The 16,780-nt window shown below is 36.1% G+C and carries 17 protein-coding genes; 6 read left to right on the top strand and 11 right to left on the bottom strand.

Translation table 11 applies throughout. The features are described from left to right. Nucleotides 1-118: 118 nt before the first annotated feature. From mnmH to F3G66_RS03050, 9 genes are read right to left on the bottom strand one after another with little or no spacing between them, the layout of a single operon-like run. Nucleotides 119-1,126, bottom strand: a complete 1,008-nt coding sequence (gene mnmH, locus F3G66_RS03090) for a tRNA 2-selenouridine(34) synthase MnmH (RefSeq protein ID WP_149707093.1) — start codon at nucleotides 1,124-1,126, stop codon at nucleotides 119-121. Further along, nucleotides 1,113-1,595 carry an HIT family protein gene (locus F3G66_RS03085; protein WP_021091390.1) on the bottom strand — a complete coding sequence of 161 codons (483 nt, stop codon included), beginning with the start codon at nucleotides 1,593-1,595 and terminating at the stop codon, nucleotides 1,113-1,115. Before F3G66_RS03085 ends, mnmH begins: the two co-directional genes overlap by 14 nt. Continuing rightward, nucleotides 1,595-2,380: an indole-3-glycerol phosphate synthase TrpC gene (gene trpC, locus F3G66_RS03080; RefSeq protein ID WP_149707092.1), complete on the bottom strand. Its 786-nt coding sequence runs from the start codon at nucleotides 2,378-2,380 to the stop codon at nucleotides 1,595-1,597. Before trpC ends, F3G66_RS03085 begins: the two co-directional genes overlap by 1 nt. Then, nucleotides 2,377-3,642, bottom strand: coding sequence for a tetratricopeptide repeat protein (locus F3G66_RS03075; RefSeq protein WP_107696357.1), 1,266 nt, complete (start codon nucleotides 3,640-3,642; stop codon nucleotides 2,377-2,379). Before F3G66_RS03075 ends, trpC begins: the two co-directional genes overlap by 4 nt. Further along, the gene (locus F3G66_RS03070; RefSeq protein ID WP_149707091.1) at nucleotides 3,621-3,986 is read right to left on the bottom strand and encodes a YkgJ family cysteine cluster protein; all 366 of its coding nucleotides are present in this window, start codon (nucleotides 3,984-3,986) and stop codon (nucleotides 3,621-3,623) included. The genes F3G66_RS03075 and F3G66_RS03070 overlap by 22 nt, the downstream gene beginning before the upstream one ends. Then, nucleotides 3,983-4,690, bottom strand: a complete 708-nt coding sequence (locus F3G66_RS03065; protein WP_149707090.1) for a tRNA1(Val) (adenine(37)-N6)-methyltransferase — start codon at nucleotides 4,688-4,690, stop codon at nucleotides 3,983-3,985. The genes F3G66_RS03070 and F3G66_RS03065 overlap by 4 nt, the downstream gene beginning before the upstream one ends. Further along, nucleotides 4,687-6,939 (bottom strand): coiled-coil domain-containing protein, encoded by a 2,253-nt coding sequence (locus F3G66_RS03060; RefSeq protein WP_149707089.1) that lies wholly within the window; start codon nucleotides 6,937-6,939, stop codon nucleotides 4,687-4,689. The genes F3G66_RS03065 and F3G66_RS03060 overlap by 4 nt, the downstream gene beginning before the upstream one ends. Before the next feature lie 2 nt (nucleotides 6,940-6,941). Continuing rightward, the gene (locus tag F3G66_RS03055; RefSeq protein WP_107691237.1) at nucleotides 6,942-7,898 is read right to left on the bottom strand and encodes an NAD(P)/FAD-dependent oxidoreductase; all 957 of its coding nucleotides are present in this window, start codon (nucleotides 7,896-7,898) and stop codon (nucleotides 6,942-6,944) included. A gap of 24 nt (nucleotides 7,899-7,922) precedes the next feature. Next, nucleotides 7,923-9,263: a class II 3-deoxy-7-phosphoheptulonate synthase gene (locus F3G66_RS03050; protein ID WP_107811187.1), complete on the bottom strand. Its 1,341-nt coding sequence runs from the start codon at nucleotides 9,261-9,263 to the stop codon at nucleotides 7,923-7,925. Between the two features lie 144 nt (nucleotides 9,264-9,407). On the opposite strand from F3G66_RS03050, the gene rarD (F3G66_RS03045) reads away from it, so the two are divergent. The 6 genes from rarD (F3G66_RS03045) to F3G66_RS03020 all read left to right on the top strand — a co-directional run bounded on the left by rarD (F3G66_RS03045) (nucleotide 9,408) and on the right by F3G66_RS03020 (nucleotide 14,757). Then, complete coding sequence (gene rarD, locus F3G66_RS03045) at nucleotides 9,408-10,295, top strand: EamA family transporter RarD (RefSeq protein ID WP_009293763.1); 888 nt, start codon at nucleotides 9,408-9,410, stop codon at nucleotides 10,293-10,295. Next, nucleotides 10,279-11,166 carry an EamA family transporter RarD gene (rarD, locus tag F3G66_RS03040; protein ID WP_107697667.1) on the top strand — a complete coding sequence of 296 codons (888 nt, stop codon included), beginning with the start codon at nucleotides 10,279-10,281 and terminating at the stop codon, nucleotides 11,164-11,166. Before rarD (F3G66_RS03045) ends, rarD (F3G66_RS03040) begins: the two co-directional genes overlap by 17 nt. Beyond that, nucleotides 11,159-11,611: an aryl-sulfate sulfotransferase gene (locus tag F3G66_RS03035; RefSeq protein ID WP_149707088.1), complete on the top strand. Its 453-nt coding sequence runs from the start codon at nucleotides 11,159-11,161 to the stop codon at nucleotides 11,609-11,611. Before rarD (F3G66_RS03040) ends, F3G66_RS03035 begins: the two co-directional genes overlap by 8 nt. Before the next feature lie 99 nt (nucleotides 11,612-11,710). Beyond that, nucleotides 11,711-12,475, top strand: coding sequence for a DUF262 domain-containing protein (locus F3G66_RS03030; protein WP_149707087.1), 765 nt, complete (start codon nucleotides 11,711-11,713; stop codon nucleotides 12,473-12,475). Nucleotides 12,476-12,494: 19 nt separating this feature from the next. Next, complete coding sequence (locus tag F3G66_RS09855; RefSeq protein WP_458645829.1) at nucleotides 12,495-12,995, top strand: DUF7834 domain-containing protein; 501 nt, start codon at nucleotides 12,495-12,497, stop codon at nucleotides 12,993-12,995. Further along, a complete protein-coding gene (locus F3G66_RS03020; protein ID WP_149707085.1) occupies nucleotides 12,967-14,757 on the top strand; it encodes a GmrSD restriction endonuclease domain-containing protein in 1,791 nt (596 codons plus the stop codon). The genes F3G66_RS09855 and F3G66_RS03020 overlap by 29 nt, the downstream gene beginning before the upstream one ends. A 72-nt stretch (nucleotides 14,758-14,829) precedes the next feature. Here the strand turns inward: F3G66_RS03020 and F3G66_RS03015 are convergent, their stop codons facing one another. Both F3G66_RS03015 and F3G66_RS03010 read right to left on the bottom strand, forming a co-directional pair. Continuing rightward, nucleotides 14,830-15,885: a glycoside hydrolase family 3 N-terminal domain-containing protein gene (locus F3G66_RS03015; RefSeq protein ID WP_149707084.1), complete on the bottom strand. Its 1,056-nt coding sequence runs from the start codon at nucleotides 15,883-15,885 to the stop codon at nucleotides 14,830-14,832. Further along, complete coding sequence (locus tag F3G66_RS03010) at nucleotides 15,882-16,772, bottom strand: NAD(P)H-dependent glycerol-3-phosphate dehydrogenase (protein ID WP_149707083.1); 891 nt, start codon at nucleotides 16,770-16,772, stop codon at nucleotides 15,882-15,884. The genes F3G66_RS03015 and F3G66_RS03010 overlap by 4 nt, the downstream gene beginning before the upstream one ends. Nucleotides 16,773-16,780 lie beyond the last annotated feature (8 nt).

Here is a 16,780-nt window from a genome sequence, read left to right as displayed (position 1 = left end):
AATTAAACACACTATTTTTAGTAAAATTAATAAATTTAAATGAGCAAAGGCTATAAAATTTTAAGAGCTAAAACTCATTTGTATAAATTTTAGGCTTAATTTTTTAATTAAAATAAGCCTAAAATTTTGCTTCATTTTTTATATCATTTAGCTTTTTAACGGCTTCGTCAAAGTTATCAGAATTTATGAAAACATTAATATTTTCATTTTTCTTATAGACTTTATCGTAGTATTTTGTGAGTAAAATTTCAGCTACTTTAGCAATGTCATTTTCATTAAATTTAGCCACAGCTTCATCTCTAACTTTTTTATCGATAAATGGTGAAATTTTCTTCATACACTCGTCAAAAAAGGCTTTATCCACACTTTTATAGTCATCTACTATACAAGAAATTCTTTTTTCTAAACTTGCACTTACTTCGACATTTATGCCACTACGCATCGCCTCATAAAGACTTTTTGGCAAGCTTAATGAGCCTATCCTTCTACTCTCACCCTCAATAAAGCAAATTTTATCTTTTAGCGTGATGAGCTTTTCAAATAACGCATCTTCAAAGCTTTTTTGGCTTGGCTGCGCGCCGTTTATCGCTCCAAAGACAGAGCCTAGGTGATTTGCCATAGCTTCAAGGTCTATTGATGGACTTAAAGCCCTTATGAGCTTACTTTTGTAGCAGCCAGTATTTCCAAAAAGAGTGATAAATTTTGTGCTCAAAGGTCGATTTAGAAATTCTAAAACGTGATTTCTATAAGCTTTATAGCCACCACTAAGTCTAAAAACTCTATATCCTATCATGCTAAGCACATAGCCAACAGAATTTGATCTAAGCCCACCTTTAGCGCAGTAGATGCCAATAGCTGAACCAACCTTGGCTCTTTTATAAACCTCATCAATGATATTTTGTAAATTTTTGCAGATATACTTTGCACCAAGACTCTTTGCTAGGGATCTATCGCTTTTATAGATCGTGCCTACCTCTTTATGTTCCGCGTCATTTAAAGCATATAAATTTATGGCATCTTTTATGTGTGAATATAAAAATTCATGTGGCGATCTTGCGTCTATTAAAATTTCAAAAGAGCTTCTTTTCTCTAGCCACTGCTCTACATCAAGCTCAAATAACGGCACTAAATGCCTTTTTTAGTTTCTCAAAAAGTGGATGAAATGGCGTGCCATTTACTCTCACATCAGAGATGGTGGTTATAAAATTTGTATCCCCGCTCCACCTTGGCACAAGGTGATAATGCACGTGCTCAGCTATGCCAGCTCCTGCAGCCTTGCCTAAATTCATACCTATATTTACGCCATTAGCATAAAGCTCTTTTTTTAAAATTTCAACTCCAAGCCTTACAAATTTACTCATCTCAAACCAAGTCTGCTCATCAAGCTCTTCGATCTTGTCGGTATGCTGATTTGGTATTATCATAAAATGACCTGGAGAGTACGGATATAAATTCATAATCCCAAAACAATGTTTAGCTCGAAAAAGCACACCATTTTTATCATCATCATCTGAGTTTATAACATCACAAAAAACACAGCTATCTTTTTTAGCGCTAAAGTATTCGCTTCTCCAAGGGGCACAAAGGTGCTGCATCACTCGCCCTCCTTTATCTTTTTGACGGCATTTTTTATATTATCTTGTCTCATAAAATGCTCTCCTATCAAGAAAGCATCTACGCCTATTTTGCTTAGCTCTCTAAGCTGTTCATGCTCGTAAAGACCACTTTCAGCGACTATTATCTTGCCATTTGGCAAAAGTGGTATGAGCTTCTCACAAAGGCTCATATCCATCGTAAAATCATCTAAATTTCTGTGATTTATGCCTATTATATTTGCTCCTGCAAAGATAGCCTTTTTCACATCACTCGCGTCGTGAGTTTCAACCAAAACTTCAAGCCCTAAATGATGAGCGTAGTCTAAAAGCTCTTTTAGCTCGTTTTGAGTTAATGCTTTTGCGATGAGCAAGATAAAATCCGCCCCATAAACAAGAGCTTCTAGAATTTGATACTTGTCAACGATAAAATCTTTTCTAAGGATCGGCCTTGATGCGTAGCGACGAACCTGCGTGATGTACTCGATGTCGCCTTTAAACCAATGTGGCTCAGTCAAGATACTAAAAGCATTTGCGTATGGCTCGTATTCCTGAGCGATTTTTATAGGCTCAAAATCCTCTCTTATCACGCCCTTACTAGGGCTTGCTTTTTTGATCTCGGCTATGATTTTTATAGGCTCATTTTGACTTGCTCTAAGAGCATTTAAAACATCTCTTGGCACGTATGGATTGTACGCGAGCGAGCGGCCAAGCCACTCCTCAGGGAAGTCTGCTTTTCTTTTTTCAAGATCATCTTTAGTTTTTTTTATTATCTCATCAAGTATCATTTTTTAAGCCTTTTATTTAGATTTATTATACAGCGCTCTATTAGGTGCAAATGCTCTTTTGCCTCTTTTGAAGTCCTAAAATCAACATCTTTCATTGCGTGCTGCATAATGCTTTTTGCCTTTTTGCACTCACCAAGCTTAAAATATCCCCACGCTAGCGAATCCTCATAATAAGGCGACTCAGGAGAGATAGCAAGTGCCTTTTGCACAAGCTCTATACCCTTTCTAGGATCAATATCATGATCTATCAGCAAGTAGCCATAATAGTTAAAAAACATATCATTTTCTAGCTTTGGCACGCTAGCTTCAAATTTATCTAAAATTTCAGCCATTTTTTGTTCGTTCAAGTTGTCTTTATTCATCTCGTATTCGTAAATCGCGGCTTTTGCTAAAAAATTTAAATCCCTGCTATCATTATAAATTTTAACAGCAAGTATGTATGCGTCACCAAAATTACTAGTCGCCGCATAAAGATCCATAAGCGCTATATCGTTGTAGCTATATTTTTTTAAAATTTCAATTGCTGCTTTGTAATTTTTATCATAGATAAAAAACTGCACGATCTTATCAATATACGAAGTATCGTGATTTAGCTCATAAAGCTCTTCAAAGAGTTCGATCACCTTTGGGAAATTTCTTTGCTGGGAGTAAATTTCAGCCAAAAGCTCGCAAGTCTTTAGCGTGCAGCCTTGTTCATCTCTAAATTTCTCAAGATATTTTGTAGCGTCTTTTATCTTATCCATGCGATTTATCAAAATATCAACGATACGGAGCAAATTTTCTTCTTCTTGCTTTAGCGAGTATGCCTCTTCAAAGTATTTTAGCGCAGTCGTTGTTTCATTTTGCATCATACAAATAGTGCCAAGCATGAGTAAATTTTGAGCATTTGGCTCTTTTGTAGCAAGCTCTTGCATTAAACTTTTAGCCTCATTTAGCTTTGAAAGATTTACTAAATTTGCCACCTTTATACGGATAAAATCGCTATCGTCTTTTAAGCTTTTTTCGCCTTCACTTATCAAAGCGTCTAAATTTTCATTTTTTGTAGCAAAGGCGAGTTTGATCGCCTCTTTTAAATAAGCTTTTTGATTTGTATCTTTAAAAATGTTTGAGTAAGCTTGAATGCTAGCATTCACATCTCCGCTATCTTGAAACAATAAAGCCTGCATTAGACGTAAATTTATACTTTTATTATCGTCAGCCAAAAGTAGCTGCGAGTTAAAAAATACGCTCATAAAAAATACTAAAATTTTACGCCAATACATTCTGCTTTTAGCTCCTTTAAATTTTTTTTAAAATAATTCCAAAACGGAAAAGTCCTACATTGCTGTGGCCTTAGCTCATAAACTGAGCAGTTTTTATTTTTTTCATCAAAAAATACACAAGCAAAGCCATCTTCATAAGGCTTCTCTTTTATGCTACACCTTAGCCCAACTCTTATTAAAAACTGCTTTTCAAACTCATCTTTACTCATATGAAATGTGGTGCAAAATTTTGAAATTTCTTCTTCATTTATCCAGATGTAGCCGCTCTCGCCCGTGCAACACTTACCACCACAGCTCTCGCAAAAGCTCGCATCAAACTCATAGTTAAAGCCTTGCACCCTCACGCTAGCCCCTGATAATCAACGCTATTTGTGTCAGCTTTTTTAAAAATTTCAATCGCCTCTTTTGTATGCGAGCCATTTTCGCTCATTACCAAATGTGGCAAAATTTTTAGCTTTGAGTTTGAATTATTTCTTACCTCAAACAAGGCCAAATTTGCTGGCTTATCAGCCTTTGTATGAATAAATTTTAGGCTTACTAAATTTAGCTTAACCTCTTTTAGACACGCTACAATCTGACTAAGATCATCAGGTGCATAGCAAAAAAATGCCCTTTTGTGAGGCTTTAAATTTACACTTATACCTTTTATAAAGTCTTTTAAACTTAAAGATCTTGTGTATCTACTAGCCTTTATATGCTCATCTTCGCTTTGTTTCGTACCCTCGTGATAAAATGGCGGATTTGAGACGATGAGGTCAAATTTCTCACTATCTTTAAAATTTGCAAAATTAGCATTTATAATTTCTGCCTCCAAGCCATTCTTACTGGCATTAAATTTAGAAATTTCACCATTTATTTGCAAGATATCAAGCAAGCTTAGGCTGGAATTTTTAAAGTCACGTTTAAGTAAAAGCCCAAGTATCCCACATCCTGCGCCAACGTCTAAAATCCTGCCTGAAAAATTTTTCAAACTTGAGCTTATAAAATCATAAAGTACCAGCGTATCGCTGTTGTAGCGATAGCCACTTTTTAGCTGAGCCAAGATCATCTATAAACCTTGATGATAAAGCCACGAGTGACATCTTTTACGATCACTTCGGAGCTAAAGCTGATCCTTGCAAAATCGCCAAATTCTTCTTTTATAAGCTCGGCTGCTGCCTTTGCGCGCTCTTTACCAACGCCATAATTTACATAGTTATTTAGCCTGCCAAGATCGTCTTTTTTGATGCTTTGAGCCACATTTGACGGGATGACAAAATTTTTCTTATCTACGATCGGAATTATCTCATAAAGGTAGTTTGAGTTAAATCTTTGTAAAAATTCGCTCACTCTATTCTTGCACATCACGCTAACCTTATCTTTTGCATCCATGTCATCACACTCAAGGCTAGAGATCAAAACTAGCTTTGTTGGCGTCTCTGGCTTAGTTGTCGCCTGCAAGATATTTTTTAAATTTACATTTTCATTTTCGAGTTCATCTTGCCTATTTAAATTTTGCTCGATATCTTTTTGAAGTTCGATGATTTTGGCATTTACTGGACTTCCTTTTACGCTAGATGAGCTAAGTTCATTTATTTTAGAATTTAACCTTTCAATCGTCTTATTGCTCTCGTTTAACTTATGTTTTGCACTCTCTAACTCATTTTGTAAGCTTAGTAAATTTTTACCACCACTTTTATTACTATCAGCAAAAAGAGCTGATGTATCAGCTATCTTTTTTTGCAAAATATTTATTTGCTGACGTAAAATTTCATAATTTTGCATATCGATCTTTAGCGTTCTTTTTTGAGCTTCTAGCTCACTTTGCTTTGCTGCTAGCATTTGACTTGTTTGCGTGAGATTATTTTCCAGCTCTTTTATCTTTTCATCTTTTAAATTTATCTTTGCACTTAAATTTTTCAACTCGCTGTCATTTAAACCAAGCTTTTGGGTCTGCAAAGAGATAGTTTGATTTTGCTCAAACAAAGTTTTTAAAAATTTATTCGTCTTTGTATCAAGCGTCTTTAGCTCATCTTTTGCATTTTTAAGGCTCTCTTCACTTAAATTTAGCTTCTTATTTAGCTCATTTAAACTTGCATTTGCATCTAAATTTTGTTTCTCTAGCTTTTTGTTTATCAAATTTACTCGCTCAAGCTCTTTTTTAAGCAAGCTTATATTTTCATTTGCGAGTTTATTTTCCTGCTCACTTTTAAGATTTTTTTCTTTTAGATCATTAAAGCTTTTATGAAGTGCCGCAAGAGAGGCATTTAGTTCTAAATTTTTACCATTATAGTTTTCAACTGCCAAATCTTTTGAGTTTAAATTTTTCTTTATCTCATCAAGCTCATAAATTCTGTCTTTTAAGGCGGTCTTGCTTGACTCAAGAGCCTCCTCAAGATCAATTATCTTATTTGCCTTTTTTGAAAGCTCATCCTCCATAACGCTTTTTTGCGTTTCAAAGCCATCAGTTAGTGCATTTATCTCTTTTTCATAACTAAATTTTTGTGTCTTAGCGTCACTTTTTGCTCGCTCAATCTCCTCTTTTAAAAGCAAAATTTCTTTTTTTTCGTTTTTATCTTTTTCATTTTGAGTATTTTCATACTCTTTTATTAGTGCGTCTTTTTGAGTCAGTGTCGTATTTAGCTCTATATTTTGCTCTTTTAAAGCTGTGTAATTTGCCTCAGCTGTTTCTTTAAATTTAGCAAAATTTGCTTCGATATCTTTTACCTTACTTTCATCGCCATTTTTTGCCTCATTTATCGCATTTTCAAGGTCTATTATCTTTTTTTCATAGGCTTTTGAGCTCTCTATCATATCAGCTTGAGCTTCATTTAGTCGTTTTGTGAGAGTTTGTATATTTTCAAAGTGTTGCGCTTCAAGCTCGCCTAGCGTCTTTTGATTTTTCTCAACTATCTCATTTTTTTCATTTTCGATATTTTTTTTCATCTCTGAAATTTTGCTTATAAAGTCTAAATTCTTCTCGCTGATATCGACATTATCAGTAGCTAAAATTTTATTTTTTTTGCTTAGTTCACGAACTTGTTCTTGAAGTTCATTTACATCATTTGATAAATTTTGATCGTTCGTTTCAGTAAAATTTTGGATATAGCTTTTTGGAGTTATATATCCGCCATATTCGTAAAGATCGTCTTTACTGATGTATTTTTGTCTCTCTTCTTCTGGTAAATTGTCAAAATTTATAGAATAAATCGTTTGATTAGTATCTTTTGGTGTCTCATCTTCTTTTGGAGATTTAAAAAACGATAGGCAAAAGCCAGCTATCAAACAAAAAATAGCTAGTAAAATTTTATTTATCAAGCTTATGCCTTGCCTTTTAAAATGTCTTTTATGACGTGATGAGCGTGATTTAGAGCAACGACTATTGAGCCGCCATTTTTTAGCACGATGTCACCGCCCACATAAAGTCCTGGCACGCTACTTTGGTAGTTACTATCAACTATTGGAGTGCCTTTTTCATCGATTTTTATCTGACATTTTTGTAAAAAATCAACCGGACTTGAGCCACCTATTGCATAGACAACTCTGTCATAAACGCGAATTTTGCCATTTTCATAATGCACTCTAACTTTGCCTGATTCGTTATCTATCTCTTTTATATCGTGATTTAGCCTAACTTTTATCTTGCCGTGCTTTTCTAGCTCCCAAAGCGCGCTTAAATTTGTCTCATTTACGCGGCTAAAATTATCTTTTCTATAAGCGATTGTGGTTTTATTGTATTGGCAAAGCTCGATTGCATACTCAACTGCTGAGTTTCCGCCACCTACGACAAGCACCTTTTCGCCGTTTGTACAGCTATCAAGATTAAAATTTACAACTGCATTTAGTGAAGGCGGAATTTTATAATCAGGCTTATTTGGTCGTCCCATTTTGCCAATTGATATCATCACATTTTTAGCTTCATAGACGGCTTTTGAGGTAGTTACTTTAAAAATTTCTCCATCTTTTTTCACGCTCTCTACTTCAGAGTTAAAAAAAGCTTCAATCTTTTCAGTATCAAGCAGCTTGTCAAAATAATCAAGCGTGCTCTCTTTCGTGCCATCCTCAAATGAAACTACGCCATGTATCGTGCTATCTTGCCCTTTATACTCTTTATCTACGCGTTTATTATCTTTATAAAATTTTCTTATCGTTTGGCTGTGATTATCACCTTTTTCAAGAAGCAAAACGTTGTTTAAGCCATTTCTTTTTGCCTCAACTACGCTAGCAATTCCACAGGGTCCGCCACCAACAACAATTAGATCATAAACATTTACCATCTTTTTCTCCAAATTTTATAAATTCTAAGCTTTTTTAACTAGATCAGCCATCAAAAATGCAAGCTCAAGTGCCTGATCAGCATTTAGCCTTGGGTCACATTGTGTTTCATATCTTTGCTCAAGCGAACTTTCAGTGATATTTAATGCCCCACCCGTGCACTCTGTCACGTCTTGACCTGTCATCTCAAGATGCACGCCACCAGCTCTTGTACCCTCAGCTTTGTGAATTTCAAAAAAGCTTCTAACTTCGCTTATTATCTTGTCAAATTCTCTGGTTTTGTAGTTATTTGAGGTTTTTACAGTGTTGCCATGCATCGGATCGATACTATAAACGATATTTAGTCCTTCTCGCTTTAGCTCTCTTAAAATTTTTGGTAAATTTTCGCCAATTTTATCTGCACCCATTCTGATTATCACATTTAGTCTGCCAGCTTCATTTTCTGGATTTAGTTTATTTGCAAGAGCGACGACATCTTCAGCCTTTGCACTTGGTCCGATCTTTACACCGATAGGATTTTTCACACCACTTAAAAAATGTACGTGAGCGTCATTTATACCACGCGTTCTTTCGCCTATCCAAAGCATATGAGCCGAGCAGTCGTACCACTCACCACTAAGGCTATCAACCCTAGTCAATGCCTCTTCATAAGGTAGTAAAAGTGCCTCGTGAGATGTATAAACCGCGGTTTGATTTATGACTGGCGTATTTGCTGAAGTGATGCCACAAGCTGCCATAAATGAAAGCGTCTTTGTTAATTCATCAGCTAGTTTTGCGTATTTCTCGCCGATCTCTGGCTTTTTGACAAAGCCTAAATTCCACTTATGCACTTGATGAAGGTCGGCCAAACCGCCTCTTGAAAAAGCCCTAAGTAAGTTCATCGTAGATGCACTTTGATAATACGCCTCGATCATGCGTTTTGGATCAGGTACTCTTGCTTTTTCGTCAAATTCAAAGCCATTTATGATGTCGCCTCTATAGCTTGGAAGCTTAATGCCATTTGCCTCTTCAAAATCGCTACTTCTAGGCTTTGCAAACTGCCCTGCCACACGGCCCACTTTGACCACTGGATAGCCACCAGCAAAGGTTAAGACTATCGCCATTTGAAGTAAAACCTTAAACATATCTCTGATGTTATTTGCATTAAAATTTGTAAAGCTCTCAGCGCAGTCGCCACCTTGAAGCAAAAATGCCTCGCCATTGCAAACTTTTGCAAGTTCTTCTTTTAAACTTCTAGCCTCGCCAGCAAAGACCAAAGGAGGAAGTGATTTTAATTTTTCTTCGACCTCTTTAAGCTCTTTTAAATCTGGGTAATTTGGTTGTTGCAAGATATTAAATTCTCTCCAGCTATCGCGGTTCCAAGTCATTTATTTTCCTATCTTTTTTGCCTTAAATTAGACGCTGATTATATCACGGCAAACTTAAAAAATAAAAGCCATTAATGGGCTATTAAAGATATTTTGCCTACAATCGCTACTTTAAATTTACCCAAAAAGGAGCAGAATTTTTTCATGATAAAAGGCATATTTTATTCGCTTTTGGCATCTGTTTTATTTAACTGCATCTACTACATGTCAGTGCTCATGAACCCCATCAGCACGCAAGCTCTTATTGGATACCGCATGATCTTTGCCATGCCTTTTGTCATTGCCGCCATTTTTTTGTTAAAACAGCAGCGAAATTTCAAATTTTTACTTCTAAAAATAAAGCTAAAACCTAAAATTTTACTAGTTTTGCTTGCTACCTCGCTCATCGTCTCATTTCAGATGTGGCTCTATCTCTGGGCTCCAAGTAACGGCGCAGCGCTAAAAGTCTCGATAGGCTACCTCATCATGCCAATAGTCATGGTCCTTTTTGGACGGATATTTTTCAAAGAGCACCTCTCAAAAACAAAGTTAGCATCGATATTTTTCGCTGCCATTGGCGTCTTTAGCACAGCGGTCATAAGCGGTGGCATCTCGTGGGAGAGCGCTGTAGTTTTTTGCCTTTATCCAGTCTATTTTACCATTAGAAAGTACTACAACCTTGCAAATTTCTCAAGCTTTGTTATCGAGATAATTTTTATGTTTTTATTCTCATTTTATTTTGCGCTCACAGCCGATATGGACTACGTAATGAGCCAAAATCCAAACATCTACTATCTGCTCATCTTGCTTGGTGCTATCAGCGGCATAGCCCTCATCGCCCAGATCCTCTCAAGCACGCTCGTGCCGATAAATGTACTAGGTTTGCTTACATATTTTGAGCCTATAATGATGCTTTTTGTCTCATTTGCCATCGGCGAGAGACTGGAGAAAAGCTCATACTTTTTGATGATCTGCCTAGCCATCTCTGTCACACTTTTGATGATAGATAGTATAAATTCTATAAAAGGCGACAAAAATACCAAGACTAAATGAGAGCCAAAAAGGCGTTATTCTCGCGCTTAGCGCCTTTTTTATGTGGGGGTTTTTGGCGGTTTATTTCAACCTATTTAGCAAAGATGTCGATGCTTATGAAATTTTAGCCCACAGGATCATCTGGTCATTTTTCTTGATGGCGGCAGTGCTTTGCATTAATGGCAAAATGGGCGAAATTTTTGCGCTTCTTAAAGATATCCGCTCGCTAAAGGCTCTATTTTTAAGTGGTATTTTTATCACCATAAACTGGGGCATTTATGTCTATGCGGTGGGTAGCGGCAAAATTTTAGACACGAGTTTGGGATATTTTATAAATCCCTTGATAAGCATGCTCCTTGGCGTCATCATCTTTAAAGAGCGCCTGAGCAAAGCTAGCGCCATAGCCGTTTGCATCGTCATCGCAGCAGTCTGCGTACAAATTTATGCCAAAGGCGGCCTGCCACTTGTCTCTATCATCTTGCCACTTTCATTTGGATTTTATGCGATGGTTAGAAAGGCAGCGAAGATCAGTGCATTTAATGGGCTTTTTATCGAAACATTTTTTATGTTCCCATTTGCGCTTGGCTACGTTTTTTACATAGCATTTTTAGGCAAAAGCCACTTTGGGCTAAACGAAGACTCGTTACTAATGATCGCTTCAAGTATCGTTACCATCGTGCCACTTGTCGCTTTTAACGCAGCTGCTACAAGGATAAATTTAACAACGATTGGCTACTTGCAATACATCTCGCCAACCATAGCGATCCTTTGTGCGGTCTTCATTTACGGCGAAATTTTAGACGGCTACAAGGTCATCTCATTTTGTATGATCTGGCTGGCGCTTGCGATAATTAGCGTAGATAAATTTAGAAAAAGGAGTAAAAATGAATAGCGTTACGATTTATTTGCTGCTTGCATTTTTTGCGGCGCTTATTTTATATTTTCAGATACAAAAACTCACAAAAAAACTTGACGATGAAGGAGCAGTGCCAGCTTATCAAAAAGCTGCGCAAGAGGTTTTGCAAAATTTAAACAACGCTGAGAAATACCCTAAATTTTGCAATGTCATACAAAAAAAGATAAACGCTTTAAGACAAGACATACTCTTTGAAGATGCGCTAAATGAGGCTAGCGACAAGGACAAAGCACTAGATCAGCTTGAGCAGACAAGAGACAAGCTAGAAGCACTTTTGAAACAAGAAAACGCAAATTGGGAGAGCGAACTTATTGAAATTTTAGACGAGATCGATGGCTTTGTAAAGGCAAATTTCAAAAACGGCGAAGATAGAGCTGAAGAGCTAAGAGAGGAGCTAAAAAAAGAATTTGATGGGTTATGATGATTTTTTATATAAATAGAATTTGTTTTTAAAAAGATTTAAGACACTAAGATAAAAAATCAATTGTGCCATAATGCAGAAAATTTAAGAGAATAGAACATGAAAGCAAATATCAAAAATCTCTCTGAAATATTTAGTAAAAATTTAAAAATACCAAGTTATCAACGTCCGTATACATGGAGTACTAAATCGACTCTTGAGCTTTTTAATGATATTTTTAAAGAATACGAAAATAACAAAAACGAGTACCGTATAGGCTCTGTTATATTGCATCAAGAAGCTGAAAATTATAATATTGTCGATGGGCAACAAAGACTTACTACGCTTACAATACTACTAAAATTGTTAGGAGAAGAAAATTTGCCGTTATTGAAGCAAACTTTTATTCCTCTCTCCTATAACAGTATCACAAACAATCATAAAATTTTAAAGCAAAGAGTGGGGCTATTAAGAGATGACGCAAAAGTAAATTTTAAAAATTTTATCTTAGAAAAATGTACCATGGTTGAAATCGTTGTAGATAATCAACCAGATGCATTTAACTACTTTGACTCACAAAATACCAGAGGTAAAGCACTAGAAGTGCACGATCTACTAAAAGCATACCATCTAAGGCATATGACAGATGACAATGAAGCCAAAAAAGTTCAGATAATATCAAATTGGGAGGATAAAAACAGCGATGAAATAAAAGAAATTTTTAGCGATTTTTTGTTCCCTATTATCAGATGGCAGCGAGGTGAGTGTGGACTGGACTACTCTAAAGACCACATAGGCACTTTTAAGGGCGTAGATTGTGCATCGTCTTATAATGTAACGAGATACAACAAAGCAGCGATAAAGTTTTTAGAAAAAAAGCGATAATTTTGCCTATTTTTTAAATTTGCAAAAAAGTAGCAAATTTTTACTCACACAAGATTTGTTAAGTGGAAAACACTTTTTTTACTTTACAGCTCACTATCTAAACCTTTGCCATAAAATAAAGAAATTTGTAGAAGCAAAATATGATGACAACGCCATGCCTAGGAAAAAGAGAGGTGATAAATATATAGTAAGACTTTTTGAATGCCTTATAATGGCATTTGTTGATAGATTTGGCTTTGATGAGCTTAGCGAAAATATTTGCGCATTTTTTTATAGATACGTTTATACCTTGCGTTTGGCAAAACAGGCCGTATATCTAGAGAGCATAAACAAATATGCACTTGGATATCAAGATGAAAATAACGGATTAAATTTATTTGAAAAAATATCTCACATGAGATCGCCAGATGAAATTTACAGCGTTGAGCTATGTGATATTGAGTCCATTGTTGGTGGATATGATGATATAAAAAATAGATTGGAGGTTAAAAATGAGCAAAACGGACGATCTAAAATTTAGTGTAGAAAAAATTTTTGAAAGCAAGTATCTGATACCCATATATCAGCGTAACTACGCTTGGAAAAGTTATGAGATAGGGATGCTTTTAGATGATATTAAAAGTAATGATGATGGGTATTTTATAGGGAGTTTGGTTATTAAGCAAAAAGACGGTGTTTTTGAAGTTAAAGATGGGCAACAAAGACTCACAACTCTATTTTTGATACTAAGATATCTTAAGCACGACATAAAAGGTGAACTTAAATTTGAAGCTAGACAAAAGTCAAACGAAACGCTAAAAAAAATTTGCGATGATGATAAATGTGCTGATTTGCCGTCTAGTGAAATAGTAGATGGGTTTAAAATTATAGAAAAATATTTTTCGGAAAATAAAAAAGACGAGAGTTTTAAAAGTAAAATTTTAAATGCCAAACTTCTACGCGTACCAGTCCCAAATGATGGCGATCTAAATCATTTTTTTGAGATAATGAACACAAGAGGCGAGCAATTAGAACTCCATCAGATAGCAAAGGCAAATATTTTAAATGCGCTACAAAATGATAGCGATAAAAAGATCGCGGCTTTGGTTTGGGATGCTTGTGCAGACATGGATAGATACGTGCAGATGAGCTTCGAAAAGAATCTAAGAGAACAAATTTTTGGCAATGACTGGAATAAAATTTGTAATGAAAGCGAACTTTTTGAAATTTCTATCGAAAATAATAATAATACCAAAGAAGAGCCATTGAACAAAATTTTAGAAAATAAAAATTTAACTTCTGAAAAAACAACACAAAATGAAAACGAAAATGAAAGGTTTTCATCTATTATAAATTTTCCAAATTTCCTTTTACAGGTAAATGCAGCTATGAGCAATAATATAAGCAGTAGCAGTACAAATGAGCTGCTTTATGATAAAAAATTGATTGATAATTTAAAAAAACACTTCAATAATAGTGAAAATGCCAAAAATTTTATCTATAACCTTTTAAAATTTAGATTTTTGTTTGATAAATTTATTATAAAAACCGATGAAAATGACGACGAAAAATGGTCGCTAAAAATGCTCAAAAAATACTCCAACAACAAAGTTACATTTAGTTATGTGGATACGCTCGATGACAACAGGCTAGTTGTCGCTTTGCAGTCTTGTTTGCACATAACATACACCTCACCGCGCGCTATGGAGTGGATATTTACGCTTCTTAAGAGACTTAACAAAAATACAACAGCCAATATGCAAGAAATTTTAGAAACCTATGCAAATGAGAAGGTAAAAAATGCGCTAGAAAAAAGCAACTCCTATCCTATGTGTGAGAGAATAATCCTTACATATCTTGATTATATTTTATATAGAGAGTGTATAGTTAGCACTCAAGATAATAAAATCAAGGAAAAATTACAAAATGCTTTTAAAGCGGTTGGCAATGTAAATTTAAAAAATTTAAAAGAGTGGGAATTTAAATTTAGAGACTCTATCGAGCATTTTTACCCACAAAATCCTTCTGGAGATAGTATAGAGCGCATAAATGATGACAAAATTTTGAACTCTTTTGGTAACTTAGCGCTTGTTACAACTTCTGGTAACTCTAAATTTTCTAATCTCACCCCATCCGCAAAGCAAACTACATATCCAAATATAATAATACAAAGCCTAAAACTGATATTGATGTCAGCATGTATAAATGGCAACAATATAGATGAATATAAACAAGCGATTAGCGAACATGAAAAAGAAATGCTAACTTTATTAAGAGTGCAAAAGCGGAATAATATTATATGAACACTTTTCTCTTAAAGTATTTTAGGAGATCAAAAATATCTGGTCTTATGCTACACAAAAAATCAGATATGTTTACAGCTTCGCTTTTAGAGCCATTATCCTCTTATATGAAGCGTCGATTCGCTCTTTGCTGATCTTTCTCTCATTTACAGCATCGATTATGATCTGAGTGATAAGATCAGCCGTTCTTTGGTTGTTTATCTTAAACTCGCTAAAAAGTAAGATATCGCCACCAGCGTTTATAAATTTCACCACTTTTTGCGCCAAAACTTCGTCGCCAACGCCTTTCATCAGCATATCATCGCTGATAACCACACCATTAAATTTAAGCTCATTTCGCAAGAGATCGGTTATTATTTTTTTAGAAAGTGTGGCTGGATTGTCCTCGTCGATACCCTTTACAAAAAGGTGTCCGACCATGATGATCTGCGCTCTACCTGTGCTTATCGCGTCTTTGTATGGCAGTAGCGCATCTTTGCTTAGCGTGACTTCGCTCTTATTTTTATGTGAGTCCTCTTTTGAGCTGCCATGTCCTGGGAAGTGCTTAAGTGTCGTTAGGATGCCCTGCTCTTTAAATGCATCCATAAAGGCATCAGCGTAGATCACCACCTTGCTCGCATACTCGCTAAAAGCCCTTTGCTTAGTAGCGATGATCGGCGAGTTTTCATCGTGTAGATCGACCACTGGAGCGAAATTTAAATTTATGCCGCACTCTTTTAAATTTATAGCCATTTTTGAGTAGAGATCGTATGCGCTTTTGATATCAAGCGTGCTCGCGACCTCGTATGCACTAGGATATGGGCCATCAAAGCTCTTATCCTTCATGCGGCCAACATTGCCGCCCTCTTCGTCGATAGCGATAAAAATTTTAGGACTTTTTTCTTTGATTGCTTTTATGCTAGATTTTAGCTGGGCTTTGTTGGTGACATTTCTACCAAGTAGCATCACACCGCCAAATCTCTCATACCCAGCGTCGCTTAACATCGCGCGAAATGCAGCATCCTTTGTGCTAGCTCCGTTAAAGCCAACCATTATCATCTGCGAAACCTTGGCTCTTAGGCTCACTTCTGCACCGTTTAGCCCCAGAGCAAAAATAGCCACAAAAAGTATAAATTTAAAAGCTTTCATCTTCTTCCCAAAAGCGATTTTACACTCTCAAAAACGTCTTTGCCATTTAGCATATTTTCAACCTCACTAGCGATAGGCACATATATGCCCTTTTCTTTGGCGATCTTGCTAATAGCCCTTGCAGTATCGACGCCCTCTGCCACTTCGCCAAGCTCATTTAAAATTTTCTCTAGTCTCTCGTGCCTTGCGATGCCAAGACCTACACGGTAGTTGCGTGAAAGTATCGATGAAGCGGTTAAGAAAAGATCCCCTGCACCGCTTAGCCCCATAAATGTCTCATCTTTTGCGCCAAAAAATTTGCCAAATCTAGCCATCTCGACAAGCCCACGTGAAATGAGACTTGCCCTTGCGTTGTTGCCAAGACCAAGGCCGTCACAGATGCCACCAGCTATGGCGATCACGTTTTTATACGCCCCGCACACCTCTGCTCCGATCACATCATCAGAGGTGTATGCTTTCATGTAGCTTGGGAAAAATGAGGCAAATTTTGAAGCTAAATTTTCATTTTTAGAATTTACCACCAAGGCGCAAGGCAGCTTTTGCATGATCTCTTTTGCAAAGGTCGGCCCAGAAAGAAAGGCCAAATTTTCTCTATCCACAAAGTCTTCATAAATTTCATTTAAAAATTTAAGATTTGCCGTATCTATGCCCTTGCTGGCGACTAAGATCTTTTGACCTTTGTTTTTGTAGTTTTGTTTTAGCCATAAATTTGTAGCTTGCGTTGGGATCGTACAGACTAGATATTCGCACTCCAAAGCTTCATCTAAGCTTACAAAATTTGGCATCTCTCTTGGCGTTCTTGAGCTGATGACGCACTCATTATTTTCACTAAATGCGTGAAATAGCGCACTGCCCCACTTGCCAGCTCCGATGACTGCTATGCTCATTTTAGCCC

Origin of the sequence: Campylobacter concisus, from assembly GCF_902460665.1 — a bacterium.
In the GTDB taxonomy this organism is placed as follows: Bacteria; Campylobacterota; Campylobacteria; order Campylobacterales; family Campylobacteraceae; genus Campylobacter_A; species Campylobacter_A concisus_AL.
Note: the sequence above shows the minus strand (reverse complement) of the source record. Positions and strands in the feature narration are given on the sequence as shown.

Bases quoted from the DNA above. Each gene is read 5' to 3' on its own strand.
- F3G66_RS03015 (WP_149707084.1), bottom strand. From the start codon at position 15,885: ATGAAAGCTTTTAAATTTATACTTTTTGTGGCTATTTTTGCTCTGGGG.
- F3G66_RS03020 (WP_149707085.1), top strand. From the start codon at position 12,967: ATGAGCAAAACGGACGATCTAAAATTTAGTGTAGAAAAAATTTTTGAA.
- F3G66_RS03055 (WP_107691237.1), bottom strand. From the start codon at position 7,898: ATGGTAAATGTTTATGATCTAATTGTTGTTGGTGGCGGACCCTGTGGA.
- trpC (WP_149707092.1), bottom strand. From the start codon at position 2,380: ATGATACTTGATGAGATAATAAAAAAAACTAAAGATGATCTTGAAAAA.
- F3G66_RS03075 (WP_107696357.1), bottom strand. From the start codon at position 3,642: ATGTATTGGCGTAAAATTTTAGTATTTTTTATGAGCGTATTTTTTAAC.
- rarD (WP_009293763.1), top strand. From the start codon at position 9,408: ATGATAAAAGGCATATTTTATTCGCTTTTGGCATCTGTTTTATTTAAC.
- F3G66_RS03085 (WP_021091390.1), bottom strand. From the start codon at position 1,595: ATGCAGCACCTTTGTGCCCCTTGGAGAAGCGAATACTTTAGCGCTAAA.
- F3G66_RS03050 (WP_107811187.1), bottom strand. From the start codon at position 9,263: ATGACTTGGAACCGCGATAGCTGGAGAGAATTTAATATCTTGCAACAA.
- F3G66_RS03030 (WP_149707087.1), top strand. From the start codon at position 11,711: ATGAAAGCAAATATCAAAAATCTCTCTGAAATATTTAGTAAAAATTTA.
- F3G66_RS03035 (WP_149707088.1), top strand. From the start codon at position 11,159: ATGAATAGCGTTACGATTTATTTGCTGCTTGCATTTTTTGCGGCGCTT.
- F3G66_RS03065 (WP_149707090.1), bottom strand. From the start codon at position 4,690: ATGATCTTGGCTCAGCTAAAAAGTGGCTATCGCTACAACAGCGATACG.
- F3G66_RS03010 (WP_149707083.1), bottom strand. From the start codon at position 16,772: ATGAGCATAGCAGTCATCGGAGCTGGCAAGTGGGGCAGTGCGCTATTT.